Below are 19874 nucleotides of genomic sequence, written 5' to 3' on the forward strand. Positions count from 1 at the left end.
ATCATTTAAATTTTAATTAAATTTAGATTCCTTCAAAATCAATTGCATTGGATGGACAAAGATATCCACAATACCCACATAAACGACATTTTTCCATATCAAATTCAATAACTTCTTTTGATTTATTTATGGCACAAAATGGGCAGTTTTTCATGCACACAAGGCATGAAACACATTTTGAACGATTGTATATAAGTTTCTCATTTCTGTTCCATCTCTCAATGATTACATTACCTTTAAAAACCCTGCCCACTATATGAAAAATTTCTATGGCATTTACAGGACAGGCATTTACACAGGTTGAACAATATACACAATCTTCCTTGCTTATTTTTGGATGGTATGGAGTATTTGATTTAATAATGTTAATAGGGCAGACCTCAACGCATATATTGCATGATAAACATTTTTTACTATCGATATCAATCCGCTTTTTTACAATTTTATCATCTAAACTTAACTCGACATCTAAATCTCCAAAATGCCTCTTTATTACTTTTTTAGCAGATATAGTTTTTGATAACATAGGCATCATTTTTATCTTTATTTATTAATCATCATACTTTATAAATTTATTAACTTCCTTATTTACTTTAATTTTTGCAAATTCCACTATGTCATTTTTTGACATGACATAATTCTTAGAGAGCTCTTCTAAATCAGACTTTATTATGGCATCAAATTTGTCTTTTATTCTTCTTATTTTGTATATCTCTAAAACTTTCTCTGTGTTGGTTAGACTTATAGCATCTACGGGACATTCTCTATAACACAATCCACATCTAACACAGAGTTCTGGATTTATATAGGGTAATCGGGTTTCAGTTGATATAAATATAGCGTTATCGACATTGCATGATTTATAACAAATTCTACATCCAATACAAGATTTTTCGTCAATGATATAACATTTATCTTTTAATTTGATACCTTTTACAACCTCTCCAATTCTCATTGCCGTGGTTGGACATACCTCTATACAATCTCCACATTTTACACATTCGACTACTTTGTAGTTTTTTAAGTCGATATTTCCAGGACAAACATCTACACAGTTTTCACATGATATACAGAGACTTTTTACTATTCTTGGAATCTCTGAAATTTTTTCATATACGTTTCCTTTTTCTTTTTTTATATCTAAATTTCTATCATTACTATTACTACTATCTTTATCACAACTTAATAGTTTTTCAAATTTTAGATATTGGCATTTATCGATTTTTTCTTTTAATATCTTTTCATCATAGGTTTTTATCGTATCAATCACAGGACAGGCTTCAATACATCGCTTACAACCAATACATCCATTTTCATCAATAACGTGAGTAATTCCATTATATTCAATTACATCAACAGGACATACCAATTTACAGGAACCACAATTTACACAGAGCTCTTCATCAATTATAACATGGCTATATTTTGGAATATTCCATGGAAGCCCCCTGGTTTCTTCCATTATTACCCCAATTTCTAAAACCTTGGTAGGACAGGACTCCACACAATTTCCACAACTTATACAAGAACCCACATCTATTTTAGGAATTTTTTTGTTATATTTCTTATTATCTATCAATTTAATGGCAAATGATGGACACGAACCTTCACAGGCTCCACAACTTATACATCTTTCAGGATATAGAATTTTTGGAGGAACTTTTCTATATCTTTTTGGAGCTATAACTATCTCTTTTTCGGTTTTAGCGTCTAAAAACTTTTTAATCCATTTTTTTCTTACAAATTCGTAAAGGTACCACATCGATGATGACATAAAAACCCACTCCTTAACTTATATATTAATAATTAAATAATATATATTAATTTATTTGAATGAATATGGTTTGATTTTTCCAGTTTTTTTATCTTTCAATACGATAGTTCTTTCAGTGCAGGATACACAGGGGTCAATTGAAGTATAGGTGGTAACTGCATCTGAAACCGTTGGACAGGTTTTTAGCATATATTTATAAGCTTCAAGATTCATAACTGTTGGAGTTCTAATCATTATTCTTTTAATCAATCCTCCGTCTGTAAGAGACATTTTATAATAAACTTCACCTCTAGGAGCCTCATTTTTCCACTCACCAGAACCACCCTTTATATCTACCTTAACCCTTACACCACCTGAGCTCTCCTCATACAATTCCAGAGCTTTTCTGATAAGATTTATACTTGTCATAACCTCTTCATGTCTGACTATCATTCTTGCAGAGTTATCTCCTTCGTCCCTCCATACTGGTTTAAATTTGAGTTCCTTATATGTAGGATGTCTCAATCTCCAATCGGATTCTGGCATTGCAGAAGCTCTGGCTACTGGTCCCACCGCTCTAGTTTTCATTATCTCCCTGTATCCAATAACACCTATGCCCTCACCCCTTAAATTTATCAATGGTCCTGTTTCAAATACTTCCAGTATATTTTTCATATCATCTTCAAGTTCATTTATTTTTTTATAAATTTTATCTATTATTTCCTTATTAATGTCCAATCTAACTCCACCAACTACATTAAAACCCATATTAACTCTATTTCCAGTTATCAGCTCCATTAAATCCATTACGTGCTCCCTTGCATTTAAACACCACATCGCTAGTGTTTCGTGTTCAATAGATAGGTCATATACTGCGGCGGCTATTAAATGACTGTGTATCCTCTCTAACTCTGCTGTAACTACTCTTAAATATCTTGCCTTATCTGGAACCTCTATTTTAGACATGTGTTCAATACACTCTGCAAAGGTTTGAGTATGAATATATGAACATATACCACATACCCTCTCGGATAGATATATTCCTTTTAAATAATGCTTTCCTTCCATTATCTTCTCAATACCTCTATGAACATACCCCATTTCTAACTCTGAACCCACTACATTTTCTCCTTCAACTATGAGTTTTATACGTATAGGTTCCTTTAATACTGGATGTATAGGTCCTATTGGCACTACATTCATTGTATCACTTTTTTTACTTTTCTTTTTCTATTTTTTATTTATTTTATTAAAGTAGGTTCTTTTAATCGTTTAAACCGTTGATTTAACTCCTTCTTTTCTTTTTTTAAGAATTTTTTCTTTTGAAGCTATGGCATCAGGTGCTATTTTCAATATTGCATCAAGTATCTCAGCAGGTCTTGGTGGACATCCTGGAACCTTTGCATCAACAGGTATAATTTTATCCACTGGACCGCAAACATGACCTTCTTTAAATATGCCACAGCTTAAAGCACAGGCTCCAACAGCTACTACTATTTTTGGTTCAGGTGTTTTTTCATATATCTCTTTAAGTCTATTTTTCCATGGAAGCGTTACAGGTCCTGTAACAACTAAAACATCAGCTTCTCTTGGATTGTTATGCACATGTATTCCATATTGCTCAATATCGTATCTTGGAGCCAAGCACGACACTATTTCTATATCACAACCGTTGCATCCTCCGGTATTTACCACACATACATTTATATCCCTTTTCCTGAAAAATTCTTTTATCATCCTATTTCCTCCAATTTTATGTATTGTTTTTTAATGATTATCTAAAACGCTAAACTCCACTAAACACCCTCATTTTTTCAATAGGTTTATAACTAACTTCCTACCAATTTTCAATGCTTCCCTATAAGGCTTATGATGCATTAATGTGTCTTCAACGACTTTTTTTCTTATTAAATCAGCTTCTTCTCTTGGAATTAACTCAAAAAAATCAGAAATCCAGCAAAGTCCCAAATCTATATCCACTTTTCTTCCTAAACATGCCATTCTTGCCTGTTCAGCAAAGGCATGGGTTTCATAAAGTGCTGTACCATCGTATTTTTTTATAAATATTTCAATAACCTCCTCCAATGGAAGTTTTAAGGCTTTTGAAATTGGAACTATAACTTCCTCCATAATGTATCTGTTGTCCTTTATGATATTGTATTTCTGCTCCAAAGTTCCCTTACACTGGATTTCATCTATTTTTTTTAAATCAGTTAAATCCTTCATAATATCACCTCTATAAGTTAGCCTTAATTAAATAACCTACAAATGCTATAATAAGCCCAATATATAGCTCTACATTTCCATAACCTGGCCTCATTCCAAAGGGAAAGCCAATTAAAAGACAGGCAATTGGGTAATTTATATGATAAGGTAAATCAATTGAAAATATCAATCCACCAATTATGGAACAAATCAATGCATATTTATCCCTAACTTTTTCCACATAGGGTGTGTTGTATTTTTTATAACTATATGATAGTCCCACAAATCCCCCAATTACAAGGCAAATTGCACTGTAAAGTATATTGTAGGGTACTTCATTCATAGAATCACCTTATATTACAATAATGAATTGGTATTTATATACATTGAATAACCTAAATATAATAATCCTACAAATACCAAAAACATGAATAATATCTCTAAATTATCCATGATATGAGCAGCAGTATTGGTTTTTGATTTAAAGGCAAGGGCAATTATTACAAGAAATATTATAACAAAAAGCCCAATTACAGGAGTAATATTATTTTGAAATATATTTATTGAAATCAGGACAGCCAATATCGTTAAGCATGATATTGCCAAGAGATAGATATAATTTTTCATAATATCACCTAATGAATAACCCTATATAACAAGTCTATTACAGTTAGGGATGCAATCAATATTTGAAGCATGACAGAGTGGTTTGGTGTCAACAATGGAGTTATAGCACAAATCATTGATATTATAAAGGTTAATACCACCATGCCAATTAAAGTTAGTATTGGACTGGATATCAATACTGGGCCAATAAATAATGCTATGAACAGCCAAAGAAGAACGAACCATGCCACTGCCTCCGAGATTAATACAATAGATTCGAGAGTTCCAAAATGTTCCGTTAAATATCCACTAACTATACATTTGTCCTTAACTATGCCAAATGGACTTTTTGGTGCTTTGGAAACAAGTAGTATGAAGAATGCAAATGCTGCAAAAGGAAGTTTAAACAATATTGGTCCATTTATTGCTTGATAGTTTATTATATCTCCTATCATAAGTGAATGAGTTATCACATAGATTATACCAACTACTGCAAATAAAGGAACCTCAGCAGCAGCTGAGAACACACTTCTGACCCCTCCGAGTTTTCCATAGGGCGAGCCACTACTGAGACCACATCCATGTTCAACAATCTTTTGAAGAACATACAATCCAATTAATATCAACAACGAAGATTCAAATACAACCCCTACAAATAACGCAGACATCCACACCATAATATCCATCAATGCCACAAATAGATAAAGAGGATTTCCCGCAGTAATTGGGAATGTAATCTCTTTGATATAAAATTTAAATGTATGTATCAAATATTGGATTATTGGTGGTCCAGGCCTACTCTGTACCCTTGCCACTATTTTTCTATGAAATCCCAACAGTAATCCACCAATTATGAAAGCATACAAGGTGTAGGATAGAGCACCTATTATATATTTTATTGATAATATTGCATCCATATTACCACCCTCTAAATGGGATTTGCCCTTCGTCTTTTCTTCTAGTATTAGGATTTAGCAATATTCCAAATCCATAAACTATAAATGGAGTAAATAGTGCAGTGCCCATATAGATTAAAAATGCACTTTTTAAATATAATATAATCCATACAAATCCCAATAATCCTATAATTAATGAAATAATTCCACTCTTTTTTTCTGGCGTCATTATATCACGCTTTTTTTATTTTAAGGACACTTTTATTATATTAATATAAGATTTAAGCATAATTAAACTAATGAATAGATAGTAAGATTTCAGCTGTTCTTATGATTATAAGCAATGATGAAAGGTGTATCATTAAAATATATGGTGCTCCCGGAGCTTTGAACATCTCCGCCTTTGCCGCATAAAATGGAGCTATACCAGTTTCACCAACCATCCCTACGGCATAAATTATTTTTTGGTAGAATATATCATGGGCTGTTTTTGATAATTCCAATATGGACAATGTTCCGGTTTTTGCCAATATCAATCCTGCAGCTCCAAATAATGGCAGTGAAGAAATCATGGCTATTATACCATATTGATATGCAGCATTTAGAACCCATTCTTTTTTAACAGCTGATACAATGCCTATGTTGGATATACCTATTACTGCAAGAAATAGTGCATAATCAAATAAATCCCCAGTTAGCATGGCAAATGCTGTGCTTATTCCACAAATAATTGCCATTAACCTCCTTATCTTTAATTCTTTTAATGATACAATATTGAATTTATCGAAATCATTTATCTGAGCCTCCAACTGTTTTTCAGGTTTTGTAAGATATACCACCAATGTAAAGAATAGTGCAACAAGAAAGGCTATCACTGAAAAATCTGTTAAATAGAATACAATATCCCCGAAAGGAATATACCCATAAAAATTCCCTGTTATTGGGTCTATAAACATAACATCACCATATTTTACTCCTATTCACCTAATTTTATATTAAGTTCATTTTAGAATGTTTCCAATCAACCCAAGTTTTGAGCCAACTTTTAATGCCAATGCACAACCTGCTATTAATAGGAAATATAGGTATTTTTGAGGGTATAGAAAGAAGCCTATAAATCCAAATAATATCCAAAATGCCCACATTATACCTGAAAATCCAGAAATTGATTCCCATATATTTTTTAACCTATTTAATGAAATTCCATTTCCAGTAGCCCCCAGTGATAAGAGGTAGAATAACAAACCACTTGCCATTACAGCACCACCTGTAAATCCAGTCAATAATGCACCATACACTACCAATATAAAGGCTACAAATTTTGGAGAACTGTACAACACCTCCATTTTACCAAATTTTATATTAATATTGGGGGGAGTTTCCTTTGCTATGAACTCTTCAAGAAGTTTTGACTTTTCATTTGATTTTTTTTTGTATTTTATTTCATTTCTAAGCACAAGCACCTCGGAAACTGCCAAAAGTTCTGCCATTCCAACAACCAATCCTGGTAGTATAAGTGCCTCTGCAAGGTCTGTTCCAACAGCGGCTATTACTACCAACATGGCACATTCTACAAGGTCAGATAATAGAAGCATGTGTAGATCGGATTTTTGGCGTGATATTGCATACAATGATAATATACCAATTATAAATCCAACAATAACAGTCTTATTAAATAAATAACTTACAATATTCATTATTCCACCTCATCTCTATTGAGGTATATCCAGCTAAATATTATAAATGAAATCAATAATGTGGTGGATTCAAGCACTGTATCAAATCCTCGCGTATAATATAATATCTCGTCCAAGATACCCCCTGGAGTGGATACAATACTCGTTCCAAAGTAGGGGGTTTTTTCACTAATCCAGATAGATATTGGCGTTAAGTATGCAGTTATTTTTCCCCTTATAGGTTCAAATTGTGGATATTGTGTTTTAATGTCAGCGGCTTTTTTAAGGGGAATACCTCCTCTATCATAAGGGGCTAGAGGAGTTTTAAAAACTTGAGCTTGTGGAACATCCTTTGGATATAGTTGGTGTGTATTATATGATGTAGGAGCAAAAAATTCAATAAATAACACCAAACATAAAAATCCTGCAAATAGTCTTGGAACTACCTCGGGTTTTGACATATAGTTCCATATTCTGCTGAGTTTTCTCATACTATGCCTCCAATTCCTCATTTTTGATAATAGCTCTAACAAACACCAGCATAAGCACGGAATTCACTGCGATATAGGTCATAAGTGCAAGTGTTTCATTGTATGCTAAAAAGATTAACGCTACGCCCATAGAGGGAACTTCTATATTTAAGAGTCTTTTAAGTGGGTCATTAGTCATAGGACCAAATATTGCACCTATTACTCCTATTATTAATAGGAAATAACCAATGTATGTTGTTAATACAACTAAATTCATAGTATTCATAATATTCACCACCTATCTTGCAAGTATTGGAACTTCTGAACTGTATTTTTTCTTAGTTCTTTTTAGATGGGCATATTTTAAAGCACCCAACAACAATATTACTGTGCCTATGGGTTCCAATATCGATGAAATTATTGACACATCTAAATAATAAAATGAAGTAATTAATCCTATCAATCCAGCTTCTAAGAACGCAAACATAATAATTTTATTTATATAATCGGTATGTAGAATTACCCCAATTCCACCAAGAATACACGATAATATAGATATTAAGGGTAAAACATCCATTTTATCACCTCATAATAATAAATTATTTTTAATTACTTCATAGTTTTTTCAATTTTCTTCATTTCCCCTATGGTATGTGCTATGGCATTGCTTGATATAGTTGAAGATATAAAATATACCACTGCTGTTAAGGCACCCATTGGACTTTTTATATATAGAACAATTAAGGCAGCCATGCAAAAGTTTAAACAACACACATAAGGTAATTTTAGAGCTCTACTTCTTGTAAGGAATATTCTTAACCCTACAATAACCATTATTGTGCCTATTGTTAATATTACGATATCCATTTATATCCTCCCCATCTTTTTTGCTATACTGCCCAATAATTTAGAGGCGTATGCATGATGGAATCCTTGAATTGTGAATATTGCAATTACCATTCCAGCAATAAAATACTGAGGTTCTATAAATCCACTGCATAAATATATCAAGATTGTTGCAGTTATAGTTCCAATGGTCCCAGCATAACCTGGATCATTACACAATCTATTGCCTATAAATATCAAAAGTGCAGCAATAAGGCCGCCTTCAAAACCCATTGCATAGTAGAATATGGCTGCCATTAATGTCCCAGCTGATGCATCAGGGGAACATACGATATTTCCCATGAAATATCCCCCATTAATATTGCCTCCAATTTTTTCTATTTTCTTTCCAATTACCTCAGCACCAGATACTCCGGGTTTTTTTGGCAATCCAAAGTATGTATCTACCACTACAAAGTTTATCCAACATATGATGGATGCTATAATTAATTTTATAACTTCAATTTCCATAATCAACACCTGGAAATATCCTATTTATGTATTTTGAAAACAATGCAGAAAATACGCCTATAATAACACATAAAATGATATCTAAACCAAATAAAAATTCAGCAATTGCAGTTAATCCCAATGCAACAAATACCGTGGGAAATAAAATATTGCCTTCAAAAGAATTAGTATTTGGTTTTAAAGGCATTTTTAACAATATTCCAATAATTATTGAAGAAATTATTGAAATACCATAGAAGTAAATTAAAGTATATGGTACATTCATAATATCACCAATTAATATTTATTTACCAACAATGTATTACAATACCGTCCTTTTTAATGGAATAAATAGGAGGCATTTCTTCTTTTGGAAATATTTGAATAGTTGTTTTTTTTTCAAGAACATTGGATATTTTATTTTCTAATCGCCTAATATCCGAACAATCCAAATATATATGAACATCTCGGTTATCTGAATATATGGCTTTAACATTTAATCTTCCTCTGAAAAACTCTACTTTCTCAATATTAACTACTTTAAGATTTTTTTTTATGTATTCAGTAAATGAATCTTTGTCAACAATAAAAACTGGATATCCTTCAATGTATTTTTTATGTAATGTATCATTTTCAACGAGCTCCTTAACAAATTTCACTATTGTGGATTCAAGTTTTGTTAGAGATAACACATCGAGTAGGTATAATATAGGATTCTCTTTATCCCAGATATTACTGCATTTTAATAACCCAAGGGTTATTGCTGCGGCATGAGATTTTGTGGCTTTTCTTTTTCCCTTTTCAAGCATACTCAAATGAGATTGACTAACTCCACTTTCCTCAGCAAGTTTTGACTGAGTTATTTTCAATTTATTACGAAATATTTTTATATACTTAGGATTCAATAAAATGGCATGCTCTATAATATCAAGTTTCTTATACATAATATCCCATTATATAGGAAGTATATTTCCGATATATATCATATTCAATAATTATCTATTTTGTAAGAATAATATTATTCTTGACGGATGCCATATATATAATTTTTCCCTACAATTAAACCAAAAATTATTTATATTATTATAATAATTCGACAAAGACCCCTAAGTTTTATAAGCTATCAATTCCCTAAATTCACTTCTAAATCCAAATGGTGTTGTAATAAGGTAAAAAATAAAAAAAGGAATAATAAAATATACGTATGATATAAAATATACTTATAATACATAATAATCTAAAAATTTGGTGAGAACATGGAAACTAAATCGGTAAATATTATAGATTGTCCAATATGCGGTGCTAAAAATGCACTGAAAATCATGACAAATGAATTGGATATCCCATATCTTGGAAAGGTAATTGAAACCACTATGATATGTGATAAATGCAAATATAGAAAGAGCGATATACTCCCTGTGGAAGTTAAAGAACCAAAAAGATTTATTTTAAAAATATGTGGGGAAGAAGACCTGAATAAAAGGGTTATAAAAAGTTCCACAGGTTATATAAAAATACCTGAATTAGGTTTCGAAGTTAAACCAGGTCCAGCTTCACAGGGGTATATTTCAAATGTTGAAGGCGTGTTAAACCGTCTTGAAGATTCATTAAAAACATTGATGAACTGGGTAGAAACCGACGAAGAGAAGAAAAAAGCAGAAGAAATATTAAAAAGAATTGAAAATATCAAAAATGGAGAAGAAACTGCAACACTTATAATTGAAGACCCCCTTGGACACAGTGCCATAATTGGAGATGGAGTTAAGGAGGAAAAACTTACAGAGGAGGAAATAAAACTGTTAAACAGTGGCAGTGTTTTTATTATGGAAAAATAAAATTAAGAAAAAATATAAAAAATAAATAAATAGAAGAAAAATAAAAATTAAATCCAAAGTTTCAATAATAATTTTCCAAAATCTGTTATCTTTATAAGTGCATGTTCTTTTTCAATAAATCCATATTGAAGGAGGGGCTCTATCCTATCATAAGTTGTTCTCCTATGAATACCAAGTGCTTTTGCGAGTTCCTCTATCTTTACTACACCACCCATTTCATTTATTTTTAATATGGTTTCTTTTGTAGCAGGATATTTTGTAACCATATGGATTCCGTCTTTTGCACTAATGGAAGCTAAATCAGGAACTATGGAACACATTGATATAGTATAATTCATATATTCCCTTAAAACCACTTCTCCATAGGATGTAAATCCAAAAATATTTAAAGGACTAGATTCTAAACTATTTTTTACAGATTCTTCCGATATTTCGGGTAAATATATGGATGAACAGCAGAATGTTAATGGAGAATCATACTTTGGTGCAGTATTAATCAGTAATTCTGTGGAGTTCTCAAATAATTGCTTAATTTTTTCATCGGTTATATTTACCATTTTCAATTCGTTTCCTTCAACAATATTCGAACCACATATTAAAACTCCGTTTTTTATGGATATAGGGCCTTTTAAAAGAATCTCGCCATTGGTATTTAACAATCCAAATGTATGAGATAGATAAAATTGCCTATCTTTTTGGAGCTCATCATAGGTGCCTTTGAATTTTGAAATATTTTTATAATAATCAAGTGCATTTATGCTGTTTAGCTTGTAAATATATCGTTTATTTGTTTCTGTTATGACCGTTTTATTTTTGGTTTCTACTGTATTGGATGATTTATCAGTTTCTGAGTAATTTCCATAAGCCATTTTTGGTAAAATATCTCCGCCAAATGCTACGCAAACTACGCTATCAAAATAAACATCGTTGCAGTATTGGTATGTTTTTTTAAATTCAAAGTCATCAGTATTAGTTCCCCCAAATATGGGAATTGTAATACCCAATACATCAATTATGCCTTTTAAAACCTCTTCTTCAAATTTACAGAAGTCCATAAATACCATGACGAATTTTGGAATCATGCCAAGATTTTTCATTGCATCCTGAATGGCTTTTTTCCCAGACTCCCTAGGGTTTATGGACACTCCCAAACCTACTCCAACACCTATATTGATATACTTTGAATAGAGGATTCCAATCCCCACTCCTTTTTTTAGTAGTTTATTATTTACAATTTGAAATTTGGAGCTCCCCCCCACAACTGGTGTTTTAGTATTCATTATAAGCTTTACTCCGTTTAATATTTCCTCTGGGTCATAATCAGGAGAGGAAAATAAAAAAACGATGTTTGGGTGTTTTGAATATTTATTTAATTGTTTCAATGCATTTGATGTGGCATGAGCTCCTGCTTTTAGTGGGTTGTCGTCGTCTGAAAATCCCTGTCCGAACTCTATGAATCTCACATTAACACCGCCATATTATGCTTTTGATAAAATAAACAACATATAATAAAACTATAATAACTGTAATTAATAAATTATATTATTAATTAAATATGGTCAATCTATTAATGTTATACTTATAAATTTTGAATTTTTCAATAATAAATATATTTATTTAAATTTTCATAAACATAAATATTAAGGTAAATAAACTATAGAAAATATTATTTTATAAATTTTGGAGGATAATAACTATGTAAAAATTCATTTATATATTCGGTGAAACATTTTCTAATAATTTTATTAAAATGATTGCTATTTAATCAATGCAACTATAATAATTTCTTACCATATAATTAAATCAAGGAGATAGCATAGGCGAAATAAAAAATTTCCTCCTACTGTTATCACTAAAAAAACAAAAATCGTGATAACATCTTGGGGAAACCTTCGGTTTCCTACTGTTATCACTAAAAAAAGAAAAATCGTGATAACATCTTGGGGAAACCTTCGGTTTCCTACTGTTATCACTAAAAAAAGAAAAATCGTGATAACATGGCTAAAATTCTTGTGGTTGAAGATAACAAAGACATATTGAATCTTGTGAAAATAATACTTGAAGTAAATAATTATGAGGTTTTAACAGCACATGATGGTTATGAGGCCATAAAATTAATGGAATGTATGCCAGATTTGGTGTTGTTGGATATAATGATGCCGGGAATGAGTGGATGGGAAGTTTTAGACATTATAAGGTCAAAAAAAGAGTGGAAAAATACTCCTGTGATAGCCTTAACAGCCCTTGCTCAGGAGAAAGACATTAAAGCAGGTGTTAAAAAGCACTTAGATAATTATATCATAAAACCGTTTGAAAAAAAGGAATTGCTTGATAAAATAAACCGTGTTTTAGAAGAATATAAATTAAATAAATAATAGATGAAATAAGATATATATAGGTGTAAATATGGGCAAATTACCCACCATAAAAAAATTTGGAACAAAATTAACAATTTATTCAATAGTTATTGCATTAATACCCATATTGATTTTAGGGACGACATCAACGGATATTATAACAAAAACCATGAATGAACAGGCCCAGGGAAAAATAAACACTGATTTACACACCGCTGAAGGTTTCATGGCAGATCAAATTGATAAATTATCTACGGTATGTCAGTATTCTGCCAATTCAAAAGATACAATAACTGCACTTAAAAATAACAATATTTCAGAATTAAAAAAAATCACCATACTGGCAAAAAAATCAGGGGGTGCTGATTTTGCAACAATATTTAACAGTGGTGGATATGTTGTGGCAAGGTCAAACAGTAATTTAACAAATGATACTGAACTCTTACCTCTTGTAAAAAAAGCACTTAATGGAAGGGGTATATCATCTATCGAAATATTGGATGAAGATACTGTAAAAAAGGAAAATCTTGAAAATAAAACCAAAATAAATATTATCAAAACAGAGGATTATGAATCAATTTCAGGAGATTCAATAATAAATAAATCCGTAGAAAAAAGAGCTCTCGCACTGGTATCCATTAAACCTATTAAGGATGATAATGGAAGTATTATTGGAGCAATAATGATATCAAAAATATTGAATAAAGACAATTCCCTTGTGGATAAGATAAAGAAAGCTACAAATGATACTGCAACGATATTTCTTGATGGTCTTAGAATATCCACAAATGTTCAGGAGGATAATAAAAGAGCTATTGGAACCTTTGTTTCAAAGGAAGTTTATGATAAAGTTATAAAAAATGGAAAAATTTATTATGGAGGGGCTTTTGTTGTTAATGAATGGTATTTAACTGCATATGAACCTATAAAAAATAGCAACAATGAAATTATAGGAATGTTGTATGTGGGAATGCCTAAAAAACCATTTATAGTTCTTCAAAACAGTATAAAAAACCTTATACTTGAGGTTGGAATACTGGGGCTCCTCATAGCTCTAATGGTGTCTTTTGTAATGAATAGGAAAATTACAAAACCTCTTAAAGAGTTGAAAAAAGGAGCAGAGATGATTAGTAAAGGAAATTATGATTTCAGAGTTTATGTAAATACAAACGATGAATTTGGAGAACTTGCCAAGGTATTTAATAAAATGGCTGATGAGATAAAAAAATCAAATGAGAAACTCAAAAAACAAGCGAGAGAATTGGAAAAATCTTACAATGAATTGAAAGAATTGGATAAATTAAAATCAGACATTGTGGCAATAGTATCTCATGAATTAAGAACACCTCTAACATCAATAAAAGGATATGTAGAGCTCGTGTTGGATGGAACGATGGGGGCAATTACTGAAACTCAGAGAAAGTGCCTTAAAATTGCAAATGAAAATATCGATAGATTAAAAAGATTAATAGATAACATGCTTGATTTATCCAAAATAGAGCGTGGAGAATTGGAAATGCAAATGGAAAAGATAAATTTAAAAGAAATCGTAGAAAATGTTATTAGTACTTTAAAACCAATTGCAGACGAAAAAAATATTAAAATAATATGTAAAATAAATGATGTGATTATAAATGGAGATAAGGACAGAATAACTCAGGTTTTAACCAATTTAATTGAAAATGCCATAAAATTCTCACCTGTTAATGAGAAGGTAGAAATTCAGGCATTAAGAGAGGGCAACTCTATTCATATAAAAGTTATAGACAATGGTCCAGGCATACCTAAGAAAGATTTAGATAAAATATTTGATAGATTTTATCAAGTAGATTCTCCTGCAAAACGGATAAAAGGAGGCTCTGGATTGGGTTTGGCAGTGTGTAAAAGTATTGTAGAAGCCCATGGTGGAACTATTTGGGTAGAGAGTAGCTTGGGCAGTGGAAGTATATTCCATATAATTATTCCAGTAAAAAATTTTTATTAATTCTTAAATCTTCATGATTTAAATGTTTTTTATAACAAAGTTTTAAATATAATAATTTGTTAAATAAATAATCTCAAATATATTAAAATGTTTTCTCATGTTTGGTGATATTATGCATTTATTAACTTTGGGAGATTTAGAGAGAAATGATGTTGAGAATATTATTAAAGACGCCATTTATTTTAAAGAGAATAGAAAAACCGAGGATATATTAAAAAATAAAAATATAGCATTAATATTTGAAAGCCCCTCAACAAGGACAAGAATAAGTTTTGATATTGCAGTAAATGAGTTGGGGGGCCATTCTTTAATGCTCAATACCGGAGAAACCCACTTGGGAAAAAAAGAGAGTATAAAAGATACTGCAAAGGTAATGAGCAGATATGTGGATGGGATTGTTGCAAGGGTTAAAAATCATAAAACACTTGAAGAACTGGCAAAATACGGCGATGTTCCTGTAATCAATGCACTGAGTAATTTGGCACACCCGTGTCAGATATTGGCAGACCTATTAACAATAAAAGAGCATAAAAACAAATTAAAAGGTCTTAAATTATCCTACTTTGGCGATGGTAATAATGTGTGTAATTCCCTATTGATTGGCGGAGCTCTGCTTGGAATGGATGTATATGCTGCCACACCAGAAGGTTATGAACCAAATGCAATGTTTGTAAAAAAGGCATTGGAAATAGTGAATAAATACGGAGAAGGCAGTATAACATTAACAACTGACCCAAAAGAAGGGGCAGAAGATGCAGATGTATTATACACAGATGTATGGATAAGCATGAGTGATAAAAACAAAGATTTGGAAGAAGTCAAAAGAACATTCCCGCCTTATCAAATAAATGAAAAACTATTAAGTTATGCAAAAAATGATGCTATTGTAATGCACTGCCTTCCTGCAAATAGGGGAATGGAAATAACTGATGATGTAATTGATGGAGAACAATCTGTTGTTTATGATGAAGCTGAGAATCGATTACACGCCCAAAAGGCCGTGTTTAAATATATATTTGATAAAAAATAAATTCAATTTAGGTTAATACGACGATAATTTAAAAAGCTAAATATGGAAATCGTCTTTAATATCGGGCAGTTCATCGTGGGGTGTAATCAATATTGGCCTTTCCAATTCCTTCATTCTCTCTAATATTAATTCTTTTCCATCCTGGGTAAGTGCAAATATTGGAACAGATTTTCCCACCTGAACCTTCACGTGCCCTTTTACTGCCTCCAAAACACCCTTTGAAGCACAGCATGTAATTAAATCAAGATATTTCAAATATTTTTCAACACATGATTTATTATACCCTGTTGTATGAACGCCAAATGTTATAATTCTTACGGATTTATCACATGTTTTTAATTCTTTAATTTTTTTAGCATCTTCTAAATTGCCTATACTTACCCCTATTTTTTTATATCCTAATTCCAATGCCCTTTTAACTCCCTTATATTGGCTGATTTCTGCACCATCTTTATTTAATACAACACCACCGGCATTTTCTATTTTTTCAATAACTTTTGGAATTGGCGTAGTTTTTATTATTCCAGATATTCGCCCACACAACCCCTGAACTAAATATGGATTGTTTGTTATTACTGTTCCAGCACAGTCACTAACAATTACCACAGCATCAAGTAGTTTATTTTTCAGTGCAGTCATGAATATTTCAGATGTTCCAAATCCAACTATACATTCTCTTGATTCAACGACCCTATTTTCCGTAAATAGTCCAAAATCCTTTATTCTAAATTCTATATTTTTTTTAATGGTTTCTTTATTTAATTCATCCATACCTCTATGTTTTGCAAATAATGGACAATATTTTATTAGGGGCTCTCCAACTTCAACGACTTTTCCATTTTTTACAACCACCTTACATTTTCCAAGGGCCTCCATTATATGAATATCTTCCATATTTTCCCTTTATTCTTCTTCATTTTTTATCCCAGCAGCAGATGTTTCCTCAGGTTCTTTAACCAACTTTTCAATTACTACATTGTGAGGAACTGCCATTATCTTGCTTTCACATACTTTGATTATTGTTCCATTACATTCTGAAATTTTATCCTTCAAATATGCCAACAACTTTGCGTAATCCTCATCTATATCTCTATCCAAATTTATTGTGTTTGCAATAACAATATATCCAGCTTCAACCATTACAGATATGTCAGTTGCATCCCTGTAATCGTCGAGCTCGCAAACTTTTATTTTTATAATATTGCCGTCATCGTGAATCTTAATTGGGACTTCAACATAATCATCAATTGTTACTGGATTAGAGTTTAATGTTTTTCCATCTCTTCCTTTAATTAACTCCATTATTGATTTAAATACCATATTTTCACCATTTATATTTTTATTTAATTCACTTTTTTAGGAATTTTATAATCGTATCAATCAGATTTGTTATACCTTCGTATGTTATTGTTGATGTAAAAATAACTTTATTTTCCAATCTATCTTCAATATGGTTTTTTAAATAATCTCTTTTATCGTTATCAAGCAAATCACATTTATTGATAACAACTATAATGGGCTTTTGGTATCGATATTTAAGTAAATGATGAAGTTTTTCAAAGCTTTTTGATAGACCTTTTTCACCATCAACAACATGGATAATTACATCTGCCTTCTCCATCTCTTTATATGTTTCTTCAAGAATTTTTCCAACCATTATTGGAGATTTTTTCTCACCTACATAGAGCCCACCTAAATCTACGAATGATATATTTGCAATTTTCGGCTCTTTTTTTGATTTACCGTATTTTAATTTTCCCCAGAATTTTTTTACCGGTCTCTTCGTAGTCCCTCCAACTTCCGAAACATTTGAAATATACCTTCCAAAAATAGCATTCAAGAGTGCCGATTTCCCAGAATTTTCTGGACCTACCAAAACTATTTTAAATTCTTCTTTATGTGGAGTATTATCTATCATACTACACCTTTTTTTAAACAATAATATATAAATATTTTTATTTATTTTTAAATCTTAAAAAAATCCTTTTTACCTTATCAATAAAACTTTTATTGTAAACTTCTTCTTCAATTTTATTCATATCCACATAAGAGCCAACAATTTTAAGTGCCAGCTCCATATATGCCTTTGATGAAGGGGATTTTGGAGAATACTCAATTACGCTCATCCTTTTCAATGTGGCATTTCTTATATTCTCATCCTCAGGTATGGTGCTAATTACTTTTTCATGAACAATCATTTCAATTTCATCAATCCCCATTTCTCCAAAATCTCTTCCAGTTCTATTTAAAACAGCACCCAATATTGAAGTTCCTGCCATTTCACTACTTTGTTTTATTTTAATTCCATCAGCTATTGAAAAGAGCTCAGGTGTTAGAACAATTAAAACCTTATCTGCTATTGCCAAATGGATAGCCATGTCTCTGTTTAACCCGGCTGGTGCATCTATTATTACATAATCGTAATCATCGGCAACATCGGATATAACTTCGGGAAATAAATCCAAATCAGATCTTTTATATCCTTCTATTGATAAACTTGTAGGTAGTATGTGAGCTCCGGTTTTATGTTTATATATTGCATCCTTTACATCACATTCTCCCGAAAGAACATCATGTAATGAAGGTCTATTTTTTTCAAAATTAAATATTAAACCTAAATTAGCCATTGAAATGTCCCCATCTACAATAAGGGTCTTTTTTCCAATTTTTGATAGTGCAACCCCTAAGTTTGCAGAAGTTGTAGTTTTTCCTACACCACCCTTTCCAGAGGCTATGGTAATAATCATGAAATCACCAGTATGTTTAATAATAATTAGTTTTATGATAAATAACATTTAAATTTTATAATTTATTATTTTCATAATTTTTTCAGAACCTTCTGTTGGCTCGATTAATCCATCATATACATTTGACACTATTCTGTTTATCAATTTTATTTTTATATTACTATTTTTTTTGCAGGATTGTATCATTAAAGGGCAGTTTAAGTATCGGTTTCTTAAAGAGTTTCTTTTCAATGGAAATATGTTTAGAAAATTTAAAATATATATTCCAGTTGATTCATCTCTTTTATAACTCTCAGATATGTGATTATTTATGATGTATTTTATATTTTTATCCACACATTCCTTTATAAGATATTTGTTCATATTACCACAGATGATATCACAGGGATAACCATTTAATGCGTCTAGTATGTCTTTTCTACTTAATTTAACAGGTTTTATAAAATTATAAGGTATGTTGTTGCTTATGAAATAATCTTCAATTATCTTTTTACTCTTTAATGGTAATACCGCAGTTCCAATATCCAAAGATACTGCATATACATTAAAATATTTTTTCAAGAAATCTAAAATGGATAAATCATAACTGCACTGAACTAAAACCATTATTTTTTGACCTTTTTTTAATCCTATTCTATTCAAAAATAAAATTGCCTTTTCTTTTTTTTCATTTAGTATAACTCTGTCGATATAGTTTTCTACCCTTATTATTAAATTTTTGTCAATTTGGTGTTTTAAATCCTCTCTTAATTTTCCAACGACCCACCCTCCAGGTCCTATAATTGTAGATTTATCGGAACGGGTTAAAGCGTAGATTATCAAAAATATAGATTCATTTTCTTTATTTGTATTCTTATCTATTAGCTCAATATCCACTATTTCAAAATTCGTATTTTTCAGATTTAAATTTTTTCTTATTTCTTTTATTTTTTTAATTATTTCTTTTAATAATTTTTCTTTTTCTTTAAATTGCATACTAT

The 19874-nt window shown here is 30.9% G+C and carries 28 protein-coding genes; 4 read left to right on the forward strand and 24 right to left on the reverse strand.

Annotated features, from left to right (window positions below; all coding sequences use genetic code 11):
- Positions 1-22: 22 nt before the first annotated feature.
- The 18 genes from F7B34_RS07360 to F7B34_RS07445 all read right to left on the reverse strand — a co-directional run bounded on the left by F7B34_RS07360 (position 23) and on the right by F7B34_RS07445 (position 9885).
- On the reverse strand, positions 23-526 hold the full coding sequence (locus F7B34_RS07360) for a 4Fe-4S binding protein (RefSeq protein WP_292461185.1): 504 nt from the start codon (positions 524-526) through the stop codon (positions 23-25).
- Between the two features lie 24 nt (positions 527-550).
- Entirely contained in the window at positions 551-1774 is a 1224-nt protein-coding gene (locus F7B34_RS07365; RefSeq protein ID WP_292461186.1) for a 4Fe-4S binding protein, read from the reverse strand.
- A 51-nt stretch (positions 1775-1825) separates the two neighbouring features.
- On the reverse strand, positions 1826-2956 hold the full coding sequence (locus F7B34_RS07370; RefSeq protein WP_292461187.1) for a nickel-dependent hydrogenase large subunit: 1131 nt from the start codon (positions 2954-2956) through the stop codon (positions 1826-1828).
- Positions 2957-3025: 69 nt separating this feature from the next.
- Complete coding sequence (locus F7B34_RS07375) at positions 3026-3490, reverse strand: NADH-quinone oxidoreductase subunit B family protein (RefSeq protein ID WP_292461188.1); 465 nt, start codon at positions 3488-3490, stop codon at positions 3026-3028.
- 69 nt (positions 3491-3559) lie between these two features.
- Positions 3560-3979: a DUF1959 domain-containing protein gene (locus F7B34_RS07380; RefSeq protein ID WP_292461189.1), complete on the reverse strand. Its 420-nt coding sequence runs from the start codon at positions 3977-3979 to the stop codon at positions 3560-3562.
- Positions 3980-3989: 10 nt separating this feature from the next.
- The gene (locus F7B34_RS07385) at positions 3990-4301 is read right to left on the reverse strand and encodes a DUF2104 domain-containing protein (protein ID WP_292461190.1); all 312 of its coding nucleotides are present in this window, start codon (positions 4299-4301) and stop codon (positions 3990-3992) included.
- 14 nt (positions 4302-4315) lie between these two features.
- Positions 4316-4585, reverse strand: a complete 270-nt coding sequence (locus F7B34_RS07390) for a hypothetical protein (RefSeq protein WP_292461191.1) — start codon at positions 4583-4585, stop codon at positions 4316-4318.
- A gap of 8 nt (positions 4586-4593) precedes the next feature.
- Positions 4594-5481: a respiratory chain complex I subunit 1 family protein gene (locus F7B34_RS07395; protein WP_292461192.1), complete on the reverse strand. Its 888-nt coding sequence runs from the start codon at positions 5479-5481 to the stop codon at positions 4594-4596.
- A gap of 1 nt (position 5482) precedes the next feature.
- Positions 5483-5689, reverse strand: coding sequence for a hypothetical protein (locus tag F7B34_RS07400; RefSeq protein WP_292461193.1), 207 nt, complete (start codon positions 5687-5689; stop codon positions 5483-5485).
- Positions 5690-5756: 67 nt separating this feature from the next.
- Positions 5757-6416: a hypothetical protein gene (locus F7B34_RS07405; protein WP_292461194.1), complete on the reverse strand. Its 660-nt coding sequence runs from the start codon at positions 6414-6416 to the stop codon at positions 5757-5759.
- Positions 6417-6461: 45 nt separating this feature from the next.
- On the reverse strand, positions 6462-7157 hold the full coding sequence (locus F7B34_RS07410; RefSeq protein ID WP_292461195.1) for an EhaG family protein: 696 nt from the start codon (positions 7155-7157) through the stop codon (positions 6462-6464).
- The gene (locus F7B34_RS07415) at positions 7157-7627 is read right to left on the reverse strand and encodes an EhaF family protein (RefSeq protein WP_292461196.1); all 471 of its coding nucleotides are present in this window, start codon (positions 7625-7627) and stop codon (positions 7157-7159) included. The genes F7B34_RS07410 and F7B34_RS07415 overlap by 1 nt, the downstream gene beginning before the upstream one ends.
- 1 nt (position 7628) lies before the next feature.
- A complete protein-coding gene (locus tag F7B34_RS07420) occupies positions 7629-7883 on the reverse strand; it encodes an EhaE family protein (protein ID WP_292461213.1) in 255 nt (84 codons plus the stop codon).
- 21 nt (positions 7884-7904) lie between these two features.
- Entirely contained in the window at positions 7905-8183 is a 279-nt protein-coding gene (locus F7B34_RS07425; protein WP_292461197.1) for a DUF2108 domain-containing protein, read from the reverse strand.
- Between the two features lie 32 nt (positions 8184-8215).
- On the reverse strand, positions 8216-8473 hold the full coding sequence (locus tag F7B34_RS07430; RefSeq protein ID WP_292461198.1) for a DUF2109 domain-containing protein: 258 nt from the start codon (positions 8471-8473) through the stop codon (positions 8216-8218).
- Entirely contained in the window at positions 8474-8962 is a 489-nt protein-coding gene (locus F7B34_RS07435; RefSeq protein ID WP_292461199.1) for a hypothetical protein, read from the reverse strand.
- Positions 8952-9227 carry an energy-converting NiFe hydrogenase A subunit EhaA gene (gene ehaA, locus F7B34_RS07440; protein ID WP_292461200.1) on the reverse strand — a complete coding sequence of 92 codons (276 nt, stop codon included), beginning with the start codon at positions 9225-9227 and terminating at the stop codon, positions 8952-8954. Before ehaA ends, F7B34_RS07435 begins: the two co-directional genes overlap by 11 nt.
- Positions 9228-9249: 22 nt before the next feature.
- Positions 9250-9885 carry a helix-turn-helix domain-containing protein gene (locus F7B34_RS07445; protein ID WP_292461201.1) on the reverse strand — a complete coding sequence of 212 codons (636 nt, stop codon included), beginning with the start codon at positions 9883-9885 and terminating at the stop codon, positions 9250-9252.
- A 312-nt stretch (positions 9886-10197) separates the two neighbouring features.
- Between F7B34_RS07445 and F7B34_RS07450 the strand changes: the two genes are divergently transcribed.
- Positions 10198-10776, forward strand: coding sequence for a ZPR1 zinc finger domain-containing protein (locus F7B34_RS07450; protein ID WP_292461202.1), 579 nt, complete (start codon positions 10198-10200; stop codon positions 10774-10776).
- 47 nt (positions 10777-10823) lie between these two features.
- On the opposite strand, the gene F7B34_RS07455 is transcribed toward F7B34_RS07450, so the two are convergent.
- The gene (locus F7B34_RS07455; protein WP_292461203.1) at positions 10824-12239 is read right to left on the reverse strand and encodes an FIST N-terminal domain-containing protein; all 1416 of its coding nucleotides are present in this window, start codon (positions 12237-12239) and stop codon (positions 10824-10826) included.
- Positions 12240-12773: 534 nt separating this feature from the next.
- On the opposite strand from F7B34_RS07455, the gene F7B34_RS07460 reads away from it, so the two are divergent.
- The 3 genes from F7B34_RS07460 to argF all read left to right on the forward strand — a co-directional run bounded on the left by F7B34_RS07460 (position 12774) and on the right by argF (position 16147).
- Positions 12774-13151: a response regulator transcription factor gene (locus F7B34_RS07460; protein WP_292461204.1), complete on the forward strand. Its 378-nt coding sequence runs from the start codon at positions 12774-12776 to the stop codon at positions 13149-13151.
- Between the two features lie 31 nt (positions 13152-13182).
- Complete coding sequence (locus tag F7B34_RS07465) at positions 13183-15117, forward strand: cache domain-containing protein (RefSeq protein WP_292461205.1); 1935 nt, start codon at positions 13183-13185, stop codon at positions 15115-15117.
- A gap of 112 nt (positions 15118-15229) precedes the next feature.
- On the forward strand, positions 15230-16147 hold the full coding sequence (gene argF, locus F7B34_RS07470) for an ornithine carbamoyltransferase (RefSeq protein WP_292461206.1): 918 nt from the start codon (positions 15230-15232) through the stop codon (positions 16145-16147).
- 36 nt (positions 16148-16183) lie between these two features.
- Here argF and F7B34_RS07475 read toward each other — a convergent pair whose 3' ends face one another.
- The 5 genes from F7B34_RS07475 to F7B34_RS07495 form a co-directional block, all read right to left on the reverse strand.
- Complete coding sequence (locus tag F7B34_RS07475; RefSeq protein ID WP_292461207.1) at positions 16184-17041, reverse strand: methanogenesis marker 8 protein; 858 nt, start codon at positions 17039-17041, stop codon at positions 16184-16186.
- Between the two features lie 9 nt (positions 17042-17050).
- On the reverse strand, positions 17051-17467 hold the full coding sequence (sepF, locus tag F7B34_RS07480; RefSeq protein WP_292461208.1) for a cell division protein SepF: 417 nt from the start codon (positions 17465-17467) through the stop codon (positions 17051-17053).
- Positions 17468-17495: 28 nt separating this feature from the next.
- A complete protein-coding gene (locus F7B34_RS07485) occupies positions 17496-18065 on the reverse strand; it encodes an Era-like GTP-binding protein (protein ID WP_292461209.1) in 570 nt (189 codons plus the stop codon).
- 37 nt (positions 18066-18102) lie between these two features.
- Positions 18103-18894: a cell division ATPase MinD gene (gene minD / locus F7B34_RS07490; protein ID WP_292461210.1), complete on the reverse strand. Its 792-nt coding sequence runs from the start codon at positions 18892-18894 to the stop codon at positions 18103-18105.
- Positions 18895-18942: 48 nt separating this feature from the next.
- A partial coding sequence (locus tag F7B34_RS07495; protein ID WP_292461211.1) for a hypothetical protein occupies positions 18943-19874 on the reverse strand: 932 nt, incomplete at its 5' end.

The sequence above is a fragment of the Methanothermococcus sp. genome (assembly GCF_015523155.1).
Taxonomy (GTDB): domain Archaea; phylum AGJL01; class Methanococci; order Methanococcales; family Methanococcaceae; genus Methanofervidicoccus.

Bases quoted from the DNA above. Each gene is read 5' to 3' on its own strand.
- F7B34_RS07360 (WP_292461185.1), bottom strand. From the start codon at position 526: ATGTTATCAAAAACTATATCTGCTAAAAAAGTAATAAAGAGGCATTTT.
- F7B34_RS07365 (WP_292461186.1), bottom strand. From the start codon at position 1,774: ATGTCATCATCGATGTGGTACCTTTACGAATTTGTAAGAAAAAAATGG.
- F7B34_RS07370 (WP_292461187.1), bottom strand. From the start codon at position 2,956: ATGAATGTAGTGCCAATAGGACCTATACATCCAGTATTAAAGGAACCT.
- F7B34_RS07375 (WP_292461188.1), bottom strand. From the start codon at position 3,490: ATGATAAAAGAATTTTTCAGGAAAAGGGATATAAATGTATGTGTGGTA.
- F7B34_RS07380 (WP_292461189.1), bottom strand. From the start codon at position 3,979: ATGAAGGATTTAACTGATTTAAAAAAAATAGATGAAATCCAGTGTAAG.
- F7B34_RS07385 (WP_292461190.1), bottom strand. From the start codon at position 4,301: ATGAATGAAGTACCCTACAATATACTTTACAGTGCAATTTGCCTTGTA.
- F7B34_RS07390 (WP_292461191.1), bottom strand. From the start codon at position 4,585: ATGAAAAATTATATCTATCTCTTGGCAATATCATGCTTAACGATATTG.
- F7B34_RS07395 (WP_292461192.1), bottom strand. From the start codon at position 5,481: ATGGATGCAATATTATCAATAAAATATATAATAGGTGCTCTATCCTAC.
- F7B34_RS07400 (WP_292461193.1), bottom strand. From the start codon at position 5,689: ATGACGCCAGAAAAAAAGAGTGGAATTATTTCATTAATTATAGGATTA.
- F7B34_RS07405 (WP_292461194.1), bottom strand. From the start codon at position 6,416: ATGTTTATAGACCCAATAACAGGGAATTTTTATGGGTATATTCCTTTC.
- F7B34_RS07410 (WP_292461195.1), bottom strand. From the start codon at position 7,157: ATGAATATTGTAAGTTATTTATTTAATAAGACTGTTATTGTTGGATTT.
- F7B34_RS07415 (WP_292461196.1), bottom strand. From the start codon at position 7,627: ATGAGAAAACTCAGCAGAATATGGAACTATATGTCAAAACCCGAGGTA.
- F7B34_RS07420 (WP_292461213.1), bottom strand. From the start codon at position 7,883: ATGAATTTAGTTGTATTAACAACATACATTGGTTATTTCCTATTAATA.
- F7B34_RS07425 (WP_292461197.1), bottom strand. From the start codon at position 8,183: ATGGATGTTTTACCCTTAATATCTATATTATCGTGTATTCTTGGTGGA.
- F7B34_RS07430 (WP_292461198.1), bottom strand. From the start codon at position 8,473: ATGGATATCGTAATATTAACAATAGGCACAATAATGGTTATTGTAGGG.
- F7B34_RS07435 (WP_292461199.1), bottom strand. From the start codon at position 8,962: ATGGAAATTGAAGTTATAAAATTAATTATAGCATCCATCATATGTTGG.
- ehaA (WP_292461200.1), bottom strand. From the start codon at position 9,227: ATGAATGTACCATATACTTTAATTTACTTCTATGGTATTTCAATAATT.
- F7B34_RS07445 (WP_292461201.1), bottom strand. From the start codon at position 9,885: ATGTATAAGAAACTTGATATTATAGAGCATGCCATTTTATTGAATCCT.
- F7B34_RS07450 (WP_292461202.1), top strand. From the start codon at position 10,198: ATGGAAACTAAATCGGTAAATATTATAGATTGTCCAATATGCGGTGCT.
- F7B34_RS07460 (WP_292461204.1), top strand. From the start codon at position 12,774: ATGGCTAAAATTCTTGTGGTTGAAGATAACAAAGACATATTGAATCTT.
- F7B34_RS07465 (WP_292461205.1), top strand. From the start codon at position 13,183: ATGGGCAAATTACCCACCATAAAAAAATTTGGAACAAAATTAACAATT.
- argF (WP_292461206.1), top strand. From the start codon at position 15,230: ATGCATTTATTAACTTTGGGAGATTTAGAGAGAAATGATGTTGAGAAT.
- F7B34_RS07475 (WP_292461207.1), bottom strand. From the start codon at position 17,041: ATGGAAGATATTCATATAATGGAGGCCCTTGGAAAATGTAAGGTGGTT.
- sepF (WP_292461208.1), bottom strand. From the start codon at position 17,467: ATGGTATTTAAATCAATAATGGAGTTAATTAAAGGAAGAGATGGAAAA.
- F7B34_RS07485 (WP_292461209.1), bottom strand. From the start codon at position 18,065: ATGATAGATAATACTCCACATAAAGAAGAATTTAAAATAGTTTTGGTA.
- minD (WP_292461210.1), bottom strand. From the start codon at position 18,894: ATGATTATTACCATAGCCTCTGGAAAGGGTGGTGTAGGAAAAACTACA.